Raw genomic sequence first — 13,427 nt, forward strand, 5'->3', positions numbered from 1 at the left:
GGGTACAAATCAAGTAAGAACCTAAACAGGGGGTGGGAATACTCCCACTCCCTGTTTTAATAAAAAAATAATTATGCAAGAAGCTTCAATAGATGCACAAGAACAACAAGGTGCCTTATTACTCAACAAAGCCATCAAAATCAGTGTAGGTAAATACATCTACCGCATTAAACCCATGAAGAAATATACAAACTGGCGTATATCGTATCATCTGGTTTCACAAAAGAAAATTAATCCGGATATCGCAGCTACAGTAGGATCAATGCGTTATTACCAAATAGAACAAGCCAAAGTATTATCGCTCGCCATGCTGAATAACTATTGGAGGATAAAACTACTCCATTGGATTTATTGGCGTATACTACTACGCAGGTTGACCGAACAGGAGTACACTATTTTGTTGTCGGAAGTTGTGCAGAGAATGGATGCAGGTTTTTTTTTGCACAATATCGAGATGGCAGAGAGGATAAACTCATTGATGAAAAAGAGGACTCAGGAGGAAGTCTTAGTTTCCCCAGCAGAACAGAAGCCGGATTAATGGCTTCATTCATCGAAAAATACCATGTAACGAAAAAAGAATATATGAATATGCCGTGTGCTCTCATTTCGCTCATGATGTTAGATGCCCCCAAGGTATTGTACGGAAAAAAAGTAGCAGACCATACTCAGGAAGAAATAGAAGAAATAGCATCAAAGAATAGAAATTTAAAACCAGTAACCATGTCAATGGCTGAAATACTTAAACAAAATGGCAAATAATGATACAGGATCTTTATCCTACTCTTTAAATATAGATACTTCACAAATTTCTAAAGAAATAAGAAATGTGGAGAAACAACTGTCTACAATCAGCATGATTGCAGATATGTCAGTAAATACAGATGCAGAACAGATTATCGAAGCTATTAAAACTGCATTAATGGCCGAAGATTTTAAGCTGAAGGTCACATTGGATGACAGTTTTAATAAAACCATAAATCAAGCCTTTTCAATAGCCGATAGTGCTGCAAGCGGTGCATTAGAAGGTGCGTTATCAAAAGGTTTAAAAGGAGGGATTGCAGGCTTTGCTGTGAATGGAGTAATGGCATTGACAGGTGCCTATATAGAGTATTCAAATGAGCAGGAACGCATACAAATAGAGACTGCCAAAACTATAGAAGGAATAGATCTCCAACAACAGAATGTAAATGGTTTGTTTAGTGAGTTAACGAATCTAAACAATAGTACTGCCGACAATAATACCACCACTTCGGAGCGGATAAGATTATTGAATGAATTAGCAGAGATAGAACCTGCATTAGCTGAATCTATAAGACAGCAGGCGGATGATCAAAATGTACTGAATGCAGCTATGCAACAGTACAATACTTTAGCTGAGTTTAAAAGTTTCTCTCTTTTTCTCGCAAACGAAGATAAAGGATTCTTCTCTGATAATCTCATGGAAACTTTAAATGAACTGGGAGAAGTTGAAAACAAATTAAAAATAGCGGAATTAAAAGTACAAAAAACCTATGATAAGGCATATGAGGTTTTTAATGGTGGAGTAAATGGAAAATATGCAAAAGACTTAGAAGGGCTGAGTGATAAAACTCTAAAAAGCATAGATCAAATATTTGAAGCTAAAGAATCCGAAGCTAAAAAGCTAGAGAATTTGTCAAATATATTGAATAGAAGCACTCAGGGATTGGCTGGAGTGAGTTATTCTGAATCTGCAGCCCAAAAAAAAATGATCAATGTAATTGGAGGTAGCCTCAAGGACGATACATTGAAGGAGTTCCAAGGAATAAGTTATGATTTTGGCAAAGAAAAAGAAGCAGCAGAGCAAGCTATTCTCGAGTTTACCGATAACATCAAAGCCCATATGGCTGTTAAAGGCTTAGATATGAAACAAAATGAAGATGGCATAAGAAGTTATATCAAAACATGGGGAGATCTAAGTCAATATGCTCAAGAAAAGATTCTAGTTCAACTTGGTATTGAATGGAACGACCCAAAGCAAAAACTGAACCAATGGCAAACCGAAATACAAGGTATTTTGGGAAATTCTATATCTATTAATGTAAATACCACAATGCCACAGGTTATTGCAGATATACGAAGTAAATATGCTGTATTGAAGCAATCGATGGAAAGCTTAGAGCCAATCTATATAAAAGCTAAATATAATTTAGAGAACAATATTCCTCTTGACACGGTCACTCTAGCTGGATACAAGCAATACACTGCAAACCAAGAAGTTGCAAACAAGTACAAAACTGCAGCAGCAACGATGCAAACTGACCTCGAGCCACCTAAAGCAACTCCTCCGAATATACCTAGTGGTCCTAAAAAAGACAAAATACTTGAAACTTATAAGAAACAAATAGAACTCATCAAAAAACTGAGTACTGTATATAAACAAAATAAAGAAATATGGAGTGATAATGTTGCTTTGGATAAAACTTTTGAAAGCTATAAAGATCAATTAGATGCTTTGGAATTAAATAAAGATAATCTTAATATAAAAAATCCTAGCGGTTTTTATAAAGATATTCAATCTAAAGTAGCCAAAAACAAGGTGAGAAAAGAAGCTATAGATCCAATGGTACTTGATGACCTGCTAAACATAGAACAGGAAGGACAAAAAGAAGAGTGGAGCAATTTAAACAAAGAAATAGAAAAAACTAAAAAAGCCTATGAACTATATGACAGTCTACGTAAAAAAATAGGAGATGATAAAGCGAAAAAATTTGTAAAATCTGACACCGGAGTAGAAATATCGGCTGACAGTTTTAGTAATTATTTTACAGGAATGATTGCAGCAAATAATACTATGTCTGAGAAAATGAGTAATGATTTAAATGAGAAATATGCTGCAAAAACCAAAGAAACTTTAACGGGTCTGCTTCAAGAGTTTCAGACCGCCGATGACAAGCTTAATGCTATAAATGATAAATACGATAAGTATAAGACTGATCTCGAGGCTGATAAAGCAAAAATAAGTCCTGAGCGATACAATGCCACAGACAAATTAATAAATGAAGGAAGGCAAAAAGAAATATCAGGCTTGAGCGATGGTTTGTTAGAAAAATCCGACACTTATAAAAATCTTTTTGAAGAAGCAACCAAAGCATCAGAAAAAGAGATTGCATATTTAATTGAAAAATTCAAGACGGCTATTGCAGAAGCAAAAGACTCTTTGAAAAATGTAGACGAAGGTGGAGATGGTTTGTTCCATCTCAACATTGATGGAAAAGAAATTATCCGAACAAAGGAACAAGTAGATGATTTTGTAAAAAAGTTAGATAAAGAAGAAAAGAAAATTATAGAGAAAAATCCGTTCAAAGCTCTGGGAAAAAGCTTTAAGGATTTAAGTGAGAATTTAAATTCCTCCAAAGATATCAAAAATAAGATTAAGACGTTGGAAGAAAGTCTTGAGACTGCACCGGCTGAAGAGACTGCAGGTATAAATACAGAAATAGATTTATTAAAAGGAAAGCTGAAAGGTGTTGATGCACAAAATGCCACAACCTGGGCAAATATGGCAACCCAGATAACCAGCGTTACAAAACAAGCCACCGATTTAGGAGGTGCTTTTGTTTCTCTTTTCTCATCTCTTTTTCCTGAAGATACAGATACTGCCGGCACAATGACTGATATCATCGGAATTGTAGGCGGAGTCGGTGAAGCCGGTGCAGGCATTGCGCGCATAGCTTCAGGAGATGTAATAGGCGGTCTTACACAAGGCATTAAAGGAGTGGCTTCTGTTGTGTCCTCAATAACCTCATTAGGGGATCGAAAACATGAAAAAGAAATACGACGTCTTCAAAAAGCTATTGACGAATCTAAAATAGCCTATGAAGATTTAGGGAGGGCGGCAACCAAAGCTTTTGGAGATGCAGCATACAATGCACGTAAGCTTCAAATTGCACAACTAAAATTGCAACAAACCCTTCTACAGCAACAGATAAAAGAAGAACAAGATAAAAAGAAGACTGATAAAGATAAGGTAAAACAACTTGAGGAGCAATATCGCCAATTAGGAATCCAAATAGAAGATGGCTTAGGTTCAATATTGGAAAGTATGCTGGGAGGCAATATAAAATCCTTTGCAGGTCAGTTGAGCGATGCTTTATTAGATGCTTTTATGAAAGGAGAAGACGCTGCAGAAGGCTATCGAAGTAAAGTAAAAGATGTCATCGGCGACATTATGCGCTCTATTATCAAACAAAGATTAATAGAAGATGTACTGGGAAAAACTATCGACAAATATGTCAGCAAATGGGTAGATACAGAAGGAAATCTGACTAAATCTCCTGAAGAAATGCTGAAAGACATGGTATTGATGGGTACTGAACTAGAATCGAAAGGTGATGTTCTAGCCAAAATGCTTGAAAATTTACCTGATGATGTAAAGAAATATTTCCAAAAAGAAGCTGAATCTCAACAACTATCAGGATTATCAAAGGGCGTGCAAGGAATGACTCAAGATACCGCTATGATACTCGAAGCCTATATGAATACTATACGAGATGTGGTTATCTCCATAATGATGAGTAACGAAAATCAACTGACAATATTACAAACTTCACAAATGATACAATCACAAATACTTACCGAAGTATCTGCCATAAATTCCAATACTGTAGCTCTTAATAGAGCATTCCAATCGGTAATAACCCAATCGGGTGGTGATAATGGAGCCGGAATAAGAGTTTACGTAAAATAATAAAGAAAAACATGGAAGACAATAAAGAAATATCAAATTTATTACTGGAAAAAGCTATTGATTTTAATCTTTGCCAACCTTGGCAAGATGCATGGAATGATGATTTTTCAGCTTTAATGAGTATGTATAAACGTGGAATGGATTTTTGTATAGAACACGATTATCCATCGTTAGATATTCTCCGGCAACATTTAAAAGGAAAAACCGAACCTTATAATATATTCATAGATTCGCATAAGGAGGTAGACATTTACTCGGATACAGCAGTAGTTGTAGGTGACAGTTTAGTCATAATAAATATCTCTGATTATGGAGTACTCAATTTATATGTAAGGCATAATTCGAAAGTAATAGTATACAGCGGTGACCATTCCATTATAAATATTGAGACTTATGAAAATTCAGTATTAGAGGTGGAAAATGCTCACAATGTAAATGTATATCAATATGATAATTCGATAGCAACAGGAGAAAGAGTTATAATTCATAAACGAAAACGAAATGCAAAATAATTTTTATATACAGAAAGCCGGCGAAGAAGCAAAAGATATCTTCGCTGAATGGGGCGTTACTATAAATGCGACACAAGGTATGCTTGAGTTACCTGAACTGAAAACACCATTTACCCGAAATTGGATAGAAGAGCAAGGGTTGGATATTTATATTCCCGATAGAGCCATATTTGCAGATAAAGAAGTAGAGATAGAGGTAACTTATCATGGTGTGTATGGACGTGAGCAATTTCAGAAATTCATTTCCTATCTAGTCCAACCTGCCGAAAAACAATATGCCAAAGAGAACAGAGACGGTGTATTCCAATTCTTCTCGTCATACCGAAACACGGGTGCACGTCTTGTATATAAAGGAATGTCATTTTCAAAAGAGCGTTACAGAGGACAATGTTTCAGAAAAGATACAGTACAAGCAACTCTTAAATTTATGTGCCCAAACGGGCTTTCATTTGGAGTATCAACCTATGGAAAGCCTTCAAACTCTTTGACTTTTACTATCGCAGAAGGGGAATCAATAGATGTATTCTATTCGAATGGAGAACGGGATTTTAATAAAACGAAAACTTTTACAAAGCCTGATATTCGTTTTTGTATAATTAATCCAAGCAGTATCAATTCTGTGGTAGTTTCATAATTACAACAAGTATAACCAAACTTAAATTATATCAAAATTATGATACTGAAAATATATAATCCTAAAGGGGAATTAATCTTGGATACAAGAGATTTCACCTATTCCGGTGCTTCAATGGGGGAAAAGACTATATCTACGACCCTTTATTCGGCGCATAAACTAGGCATAACACCCAATTGTTACGTAGATTTTAGAAATGAACGATATGTGATACGCAGCGAACCGTCCATAAAACGCTCGGCTTCTACCGGCTCAACAGGTGATGCTTTTCAAACTACTGTCACATTTACATCAAAACAGTACGAATTGGTCGATTGTGATTTTATGGACTATGTACTAGGGGACGACATGTATTATACAGGAATGGATTCATTTTCTTTCTCGGGTGATGTTTATGACCTTTGCCGAAGAATCCAAGCTAACCTGAATGAGTTAAAGACTAATAGATGGATTATACTAATGCCTGTCAAAAACTCAGATACTCCTCAGCCTGTTGAGGAGATTGGATGGAGTGACAGAATATTGGAAGGAGAAACACTTCAGATCTCTGTGTCAAATGAGAATTGCTGGAATGCCCTCACACGTGCGAATAGCGATTTCGGTTTTTTCTTTTATCTGGACACTTCCTTAAAGCACATCTATGTAGGAGTTGAATATCCGGAGTTTAAAGTCGGAGACGAACTGATTACTCTAGAGTATGGTAAAGGGAAAGGACTGTACGAAATCCAACGTGATGTTGAAGTAAACACTGTTATTACCAAGTTAAGGGTCAAGGGTAGTAACCGTAATATAGACCAAAATTACTTGCGTACCGAAAAATTTCCACGTTTTACCCAAAATCTGCAGTTACCATCCTTTAGGCAGACACTTAGCCAGTCACGACCTGTAGACTATATACTTGCACCTCAATCCACAATAGATTATTTCGGGTTACGCCCCGGCAACAAAACCTTTGATGATATTTATCCATCTATTACCGGTATGAAAGATGGGAAAGGAAATCCTATTGATGAAATTCTTGCTATCGATGAAATAAAAGATGGTATGAATGACAAAAATGAATTAGAGCAATCGCACTTTTATGTTTATCTCTATGATCTTGGGTTTGACCTTAACAAATTTACGACATCCGAGGAGCCGACTATGAGTATGAAAACAGGATATTGTGGTGGTATCGAATTTAAGATAAGAGAAATTTTACCAGTCACCAGCGGTCAAACATATTATACTAATGGTTGTCGTTGGAAATTTCTTTTAGAAAAAGATACCAGTTCATCCAGTAATTATGCTATACCCTCTGGTAAGATTAAGCCTCAGAAAGGGGATAAGTTTGTTCTACTAAATATTTTAATGCCCGAGAATTTCGTTTTACAGGCAGAACAACGTTTAAAAGAAGCAGCTCAAAAATATCTGAGCGAAAATTCACAAAGCAAGGTTAGTTACACTGTAAATCTAGATGAGATATACTTTGCGAATAGAACTTTGGTTGCCGCTGTCCTTAAAGAAGCAGTCAGCCTACGGGTAATTGACAATGAACTAGGTGATATGGTCGCGAATGATGGCTCGAAATATACCGTAAAATCGATCCAAAATTTAGTAATTACTTATAAGGAAGGGCAAGACATACCGTCTTATCAGGTTACACTAGCCGATAAAATTGTGTCAGGGAGATTGGATCGCATAGAATCGCAAGTAAACAATGTGGTAGTGAATAATATACATAACAGCACTCAAAATGAAGAAATGATTCGTAGTGCGGTCCAAAACAGCCGAAATCTCCGTGAACTAGCAACCAAAATATTTGACTCAGAGGGTTATTTCGAATCAAATAGTATCCGCCCCAATACAATAGATACTCAGTTTCTATCCGTAGGAGCAAAAAGCAGTGACTTCACAACTAATAGGATAACCATGAAGGTGTATAAAGAAAATAATACTTTCAAGGTCTCACTTTCGGCAGGATACATCAACCATCGTGCATTATGGTGGGGAGGCGGAGGAACACTGCCTACAGACATTAATAAATTTACTTGGGCTATAAACAATACCTTAATACAGGTATTGCCCGATAATAATAAAGATTATTATATATATGTAAAGGCAGATCGCAATAGCCATCTAGCTACTTGGTTTGTAAGTACCGTGAAGATACAAACAGACGAAGATAGAAGCTATTATCATTTATTGCTTGGAGTTATCTATCCTGAACAAGACAACAGGCGTGATATATCTACTGTCAACGGAATGGCATATCTTTCGGGAGGATCAATATATGGAGACATTATAAAGTCTGTAAATTATGCTGAGAATGGAACAAATGAAGGGAGTATGTATGACCTCAACAATGGGAATATTCGTATCGGGAACGAAAAAAAAGGATTACTCTTTGATAGCTTGTCAAAGCGTTTTAACCTAAATGGTATTGATATCGGCTTGAAAAATGAATTAGGAGAGCTTGTTAGTCATTTAAACGGCGACACAGGTGCTGCCATGTTTGGAAAAGGTTCTCAAATATTCAATGCGGATGGATCTTTTAGTCTGGCAGGAGGGAATATTCTATGGGATCTGATCAACGGACTAAATGTAACAGGAAAATTTGAAAGTCAAAAAAACGGAGATCGAATTTTAATAAATCCTACTTCAAGAGCTATCACTTATATGACTTCTAAAAACCAAATAGTTGGCCACTGGTCATTTTTTGATGCGGGAAGTATTATTCAACTATTTCATAGACCTTCGGATTTTCAAGTTGATGAAACTCAAATCAATGGAAATAATATTTCTTTTAATATCAAAAATACAAATAGCAATTTTTCTCTTTCTGCAAGAGTTGGAATACAAGGAGCTAAATTTGATATAAAAAATTTCCCAACTAAAGATCGCTTAGCGAGTTTAGAAGTAGGCGAATTCTACCGTGATGGAGATATTATTAAAATGAAGATTAGCTAATATAAAAAGTTACTTACACTTATTAAATTAAAAAGCCGCTACTTAGTCTTTTACAGATAAGGAGCGGCTATAATATTTTACAATAAAAAAAGAATCTTTGTATTACAAATATATTAATCACCCTCAAAAAAAGTGAATATAGACACTGATTCAACAAGGGATAATTTAGGAGATATTTATATTACGAAACAATATTCTTTTAACTATAATTATTCTTGACAGGTACTACTTTATACCAAGAAAAAGAAGATAGATTAGCACTACACTCATGCAATCTCCCATCTTCTTGTATATATAGAATTGAATTTTCGCTAAGAATTTTGCAGTAATTACTCAAACAATCCGAATCGGGAACTTTAGCTGATGAACAATAAGCAGTATCGCCTACCTTAAGACTGTCACGGGTACATGGAATTAATTCGCATACAATTCTGAGCATGGGCGAAGAAAATGGAAATATAAGATAATCACTCATATCCATCTGAATAAAATTTCTACCATTATTAAATCCTATTGTAATACCATCTCCGAAATCGCAGGAGTATAATAAAATATTAGCTCCTGATAATATTTTCACATTATCCATATAATTAGTTTTTTAGCATTTCTTTTGAGTAAAAAGGGTATATAATATTAGATATACCGCTTAAAGCTTTTTCGCACCGTTATATTGATTGTTAGCCTATTATATTACTGACAATTAATTTCACTTACGTTATTTTTGTAGTTCATTTAAAAACATCCAGTATTCCTGATAATATTTTGGATGAAGAGAGGTTGGATTAGATGCATCATACTCGGCAAATTTAGCCTCAATAACATCTCTGTTATTCTGATCAGCACTGATAAGCTCTTTAACCCTTGACCTAAGCATATCGACTGTTATAATCGATGTATCACTTTCATTTTTTCCAACTAAAAATGTAGATTCAATTTGTTGTTGTTGTTGTTGTTGTTGTGTTCCAGAACTTTTAGATGAGGCTTGTTCTTTTTGTTTGTGTACTGGGGTTTCTTTACTGGTTAAGTACCCTAAAAAAACCGTTAATAGACCTTCTAACTCGGGAGTTATCCCTAATGTAACTTTTACTTCTGCTAGATTTAACATGTTTTGTAATTAAATTGTGGATGAATAATTAGAGTAGTTTCAGAGATACATCAACTATATTATTGAAGCAGAGTGCATCTCCTCGAAAATATGTACTAGATTTATTTTGTATTGCATCAATGTGTTTATATAAAAATACTGATAAGAACAGTTTATCCGATCGCTTTATTGTTTTTATTATTGATAATTAAATCAAATCTATTTTAACAATTACTACTTATATTCTAAGCAATACAAGAGTAAAGCCTCTTCTACATTTTTGTTTTCCAACCAATGCGAGGACAGCCAGTTTTATACTGACAGAAGAAGCTTTTATGTTTGCTTTATTTAGAGATAAAAATTATGTATTATTTCCTTATGTTCTATTAAAGAACTTATCAAAAAGCCTTCCTAGTAAAGATAAAATTATTCTATACAATCACTTTTTACTCGGCTTTATAAAAATCTATACTTATATTAAAGTAAACGAATGTCTCCCTCTATCAATATTCTATTGCGCACATATTGGCTATCTTATTTTTCAACTTATTATTATAAAATATATAAGCCTCGAAAACAGTGTGTTATTTTTTTATAATTACCAACCCATTTTCTTCTAATATCAGACAATCTGTCGAACTATGATAATGAATCATCTCACACAGTTCATATAAATCCTTCTTGTCCAATTCCTTTTTAGTTGTGCAGCTTTTTATTGCACTGAAGAATAAGGCAATTATAACAATCAGTACTATACTTAATAAAATATCTAATAAATTATTTTCCGTCGTTTTTAATTTACTCATAATATAAGTATTATTTGGTTTCTGCCATCAGTTGGAGGATATACAAGAGTAATTTTCCCCATCAATCAGTCTATGGCTTCTAACTAGTCTAATTTATTTTTGTGCTTTGTTATACTACTTACTTCAATTAAAGGCATATATTATTATCTCAAGCCTCTTTATCATAAAGTTTATGTAATTATCTTTTTCTTTAATTTAGCCAACTCCAACACCTCTAAACAATGTCTTTTTCCACTATTTATTTTTTTATTTACAAATATTTTGCACTTTACAAAATAAGCTGTATCTTTAACTATAGAAAGGATTTAAGTAGATTATAAAATCATTAACTAATAGTTAATGTATTAATCACTTTTACTTCCAACCAGACTACAAATGCAAATATAGTCTATAAATTCACTACATAAAACATATCAGTGTTAATAATCACTGGTTTATGTGTTAATAAATGTTGCGTGTTTAATAATTAAACGAATGTATATACACTATTATGAGTAAGAGTGCAATTGAAAGATTAATAGAATTTCATGATCATCTAAAGTTAGCTGGATATGGCGGACGCAATAAATTTGAAAAAGCCATTGGCAAATCTGAAGGATATCTATCGGGAGCATTGAAAAAAAACTCAGCAATCGGTTCCGACGTTTTATTGGAAATACGAACTATGTTTCCAGAATTAAATATGGATTGGCTTATATCGGGTGATGGAGAAATGTTAAAAACCAAATTAGGCATCAACAAATCGAAGTCTACGGAGACCAGACCCCGAATACCTTTAAATGCGACAGCAGGAACTGTATCAATAGCATTAAGTGGAGTTAAAGCTGAAGATTCAGAAGATATGCCTGTTGTGGTTGCTTTCTCTAATTATAATTATACGCTTATTGTAAAGGGAGATAGTATGGAACCCGAATTTCATTCGGGTGATGAAATAGCTTGTTTACAAGTAACTCAATCCCAATATATCCAATGGGGTAGATACCATGCTTTAGACACATCACAAGGGATTCTGATAAAGCGGATTTATGATGATGGAGACTGTATATTATGTAAATCGGAAGCTCATGATTTATATAAAGATTTTAAAATCCCCAAAAAAGACATTTACAACATAGCTCTAGTTGTCGGTCTGTTACGCAGATATTAAGCAGCTCTGAAGAGATGAGACAGAAATAGCTTTTAACGATCTGTTTCAGATTTATCTATAATAAGATAAGGTTATATTCATCTACATAAGACAAAGAAGTATACATTAATAACTATCAGACTTAATATATACTTCTTTGTCTTATGTAGAAGGCTGATTATTTTTAAATTCCACTCTAAAAGTCGAACTTTCTCCAACAACCGACTTAAGACTGATATTCCCCTTATGTAAAGTTATTACTCTTTTCACCAAGGCTAACCCTATCCCATTTCCCTGAACAAAAGTCTTGTTACTCCCTCTGAAAAACGGAGTAAAAAGATGTTCTACTTCATTTTCGGGAATGCCAATTCCTGTATCGGAAAATTGGACAACTATTTTATTATTATAGTATGAAATGTAAACAGTTGATGTTTTATTGGCTGAGAATTTACAATTATTTTCCATCAGATTGGCAAATGCCATCCTAAGCAGATATTCATTACCTTTAATCGTAATTTCCGAATCATCACCTATTTCCTGATTAAAGAGTAACTCGATATTATAATCGGGGTTACCTTTCAGTACAAGTTCACGGGCATCCAAAAGCATTTCATCTACCCGAATGATATTCATTGATATTTTACTTTCGTCATAACTTGCTTTTGCAAGATCAAGTAAGCCATTGAGTAATCGAATCAATCGATTGGTATCTTGACGAGAGTTAATAAGTGTATCTTTATATTCCTCTGACGAACGGTCTTTTAGCAAGGCAAAATCAATTTCACCGATCAGAGCTGCTAATGGAGTCCTTAGCTCATGGGAAACATTACTGACAAACATTTTTTGAGATTCGAATGATGATTCGATAATATCCAATGCTTTATTAAAAGAAGCAGCCAGCTCTCCGAATTCATCGTTTTCATTATATCTTAAAAGACGCAAGTTTAGATTATTTGCCGTAATATCCTTCATTTTGTCCGATATTTCGGTTACCGGTTTCAAGGCTCTTTTAGCCAAAATATAACCAATAATAAACGATAGTAAAATAGATATAACGCATAAAATGAAAAGAGTTCTGATCAAACTATTTAACTTCGTAAAACCATACCCATCATAGGCTGCTGCTGTTACTATATAATCTGTATCATGGTGTGTAAATAGAAAACCAATAGCCTGATATTTATCTTCATAAAAGCTTAAACCTTTGGGTGTATTTAATATCTTTTCTAATAGTTGAGGGGTTTCTTTTACAATATCGATATCTTTTGCATCGTGATAAAGCAACCCGAAGTTTTCATCATATATAGCGACCTCCACTTCATTAATATACTCAATGTTATTTTTATAGATTGAGTGCATTACCTCAGGAGTTGCTTTAGCCTCAAAATAAAGATTCGCTTTAGAGATCCCTTCTTTTTTAAGATCTTCATAAAATTCCTTTTCTCTATCCTTTGATGAAACAAAAAAGACTATAATAGCAAAAGTCAGCATTAGAATAGCTGTTACAGCTGTATATCGGAGTGCTATTTTTGATCGTATTTTCATTCTTCTTGTTTTAAATAAAACTTCGCTTCACCGACAAATATCTATACACTTTAACGGTTCCTC

General features: G+C 34.2%; 10 protein-coding genes. 7 read left to right on the plus strand and 3 right to left on the minus strand.

The window, feature by feature from the left end:
- The first annotated feature begins 73 nt into the window (after positions 1–73).
- Genes G7051_RS00645 through G7051_RS00670 form a run of 6 tightly spaced genes read left to right on the plus strand, consistent with a single transcriptional unit; the run spans position 74 to position 8,803 of the window.
- On the plus strand, positions 74–538 hold the full coding sequence (locus G7051_RS00645; RefSeq protein ID WP_166197724.1) for a hypothetical protein: 465 nt from the start codon (positions 74–76) through the stop codon (positions 536–538).
- On the plus strand, positions 538–759 hold the full coding sequence (locus G7051_RS00650) for a hypothetical protein (RefSeq protein WP_166109540.1): 222 nt from the start codon (positions 538–540) through the stop codon (positions 757–759). Before G7051_RS00645 ends, G7051_RS00650 begins: the two co-directional genes overlap by 1 nt.
- Complete coding sequence (locus tag G7051_RS00655) at positions 749–4,708, plus strand: hypothetical protein (RefSeq protein WP_166197726.1); 3,960 nt, start codon at positions 749–751, stop codon at positions 4,706–4,708. Before G7051_RS00650 ends, G7051_RS00655 begins: the two co-directional genes overlap by 11 nt.
- 11 nt (positions 4,709–4,719) lie before the next feature.
- Complete coding sequence (locus G7051_RS00660; RefSeq protein ID WP_166197728.1) at positions 4,720–5,220, plus strand: hypothetical protein; 501 nt, start codon at positions 4,720–4,722, stop codon at positions 5,218–5,220.
- Entirely contained in the window at positions 5,210–5,854 is a 645-nt protein-coding gene (locus G7051_RS00665; protein ID WP_166197730.1) for a hypothetical protein, read from the plus strand. The genes G7051_RS00660 and G7051_RS00665 overlap by 11 nt, the downstream gene beginning before the upstream one ends.
- Positions 5,855–5,893: 39 nt before the next feature.
- On the plus strand, positions 5,894–8,803 hold the full coding sequence (locus G7051_RS00670) for a hypothetical protein (RefSeq protein WP_166197732.1): 2,910 nt from the start codon (positions 5,894–5,896) through the stop codon (positions 8,801–8,803).
- Positions 8,804–9,002: 199 nt separating this feature from the next.
- Here G7051_RS00670 and G7051_RS00675 read toward each other — a convergent pair whose 3' ends face one another.
- Both G7051_RS00675 and G7051_RS00680 read right to left on the minus strand, forming a co-directional pair.
- Positions 9,003–9,389, minus strand: a complete 387-nt coding sequence (locus tag G7051_RS00675) for a hypothetical protein (protein ID WP_166197734.1) — start codon at positions 9,387–9,389, stop codon at positions 9,003–9,005.
- A gap of 129 nt (positions 9,390–9,518) precedes the next feature.
- Positions 9,519–9,908 (minus strand): hypothetical protein, encoded by a 390-nt coding sequence (locus G7051_RS00680; RefSeq protein ID WP_166197736.1) that lies wholly within the window; start codon positions 9,906–9,908, stop codon positions 9,519–9,521.
- A 1,275-nt stretch (positions 9,909–11,183) separates the two neighbouring features.
- On the opposite strand from G7051_RS00680, the gene G7051_RS00685 reads away from it, so the two are divergent.
- On the plus strand, positions 11,184–11,840 hold the full coding sequence (locus G7051_RS00685) for a helix-turn-helix transcriptional regulator (RefSeq protein WP_166197738.1): 657 nt from the start codon (positions 11,184–11,186) through the stop codon (positions 11,838–11,840).
- A gap of 141 nt (positions 11,841–11,981) precedes the next feature.
- On the opposite strand, the gene G7051_RS00690 is transcribed toward G7051_RS00685, so the two are convergent.
- The gene (locus G7051_RS00690; protein ID WP_166197740.1) at positions 11,982–13,364 is read right to left on the minus strand and encodes a HAMP domain-containing sensor histidine kinase; all 1,383 of its coding nucleotides are present in this window, start codon (positions 13,362–13,364) and stop codon (positions 11,982–11,984) included.
- Between the last annotated feature and the right edge of the window lie 63 nt (positions 13,365–13,427).

Origin of the sequence: Dysgonomonas sp. HDW5B (assembly GCF_011299335.1) — a bacterium.
In the GTDB taxonomy this organism is placed as follows: Bacteria; Bacteroidota; Bacteroidia; order Bacteroidales; family Dysgonomonadaceae; genus Dysgonomonas_A.

Bases quoted from the DNA above. Each gene is read 5' to 3' on its own strand.
- G7051_RS00645 (WP_166197724.1), top strand. From the start codon at position 74: ATGCAAGAAGCTTCAATAGATGCACAAGAACAACAAGGTGCCTTATTA.
- G7051_RS00650 (WP_166109540.1), top strand. From the start codon at position 538: ATGGCTTCATTCATCGAAAAATACCATGTAACGAAAAAAGAATATATG.
- G7051_RS00655 (WP_166197726.1), top strand. From the start codon at position 749: ATGGCAAATAATGATACAGGATCTTTATCCTACTCTTTAAATATAGAT.
- G7051_RS00660 (WP_166197728.1), top strand. From the start codon at position 4,720: ATGGAAGACAATAAAGAAATATCAAATTTATTACTGGAAAAAGCTATT.
- G7051_RS00665 (WP_166197730.1), top strand. From the start codon at position 5,210: ATGCAAAATAATTTTTATATACAGAAAGCCGGCGAAGAAGCAAAAGAT.
- G7051_RS00670 (WP_166197732.1), top strand. From the start codon at position 5,894: ATGATACTGAAAATATATAATCCTAAAGGGGAATTAATCTTGGATACA.
- G7051_RS00675 (WP_166197734.1), bottom strand. From the start codon at position 9,389: ATGGATAATGTGAAAATATTATCAGGAGCTAATATTTTATTATACTCC.
- G7051_RS00680 (WP_166197736.1), bottom strand. From the start codon at position 9,908: ATGTTAAATCTAGCAGAAGTAAAAGTTACATTAGGGATAACTCCCGAG.
- G7051_RS00685 (WP_166197738.1), top strand. From the start codon at position 11,184: ATGAGTAAGAGTGCAATTGAAAGATTAATAGAATTTCATGATCATCTA.
- G7051_RS00690 (WP_166197740.1), bottom strand. From the start codon at position 13,364: ATGAAAATACGATCAAAAATAGCACTCCGATATACAGCTGTAACAGCT.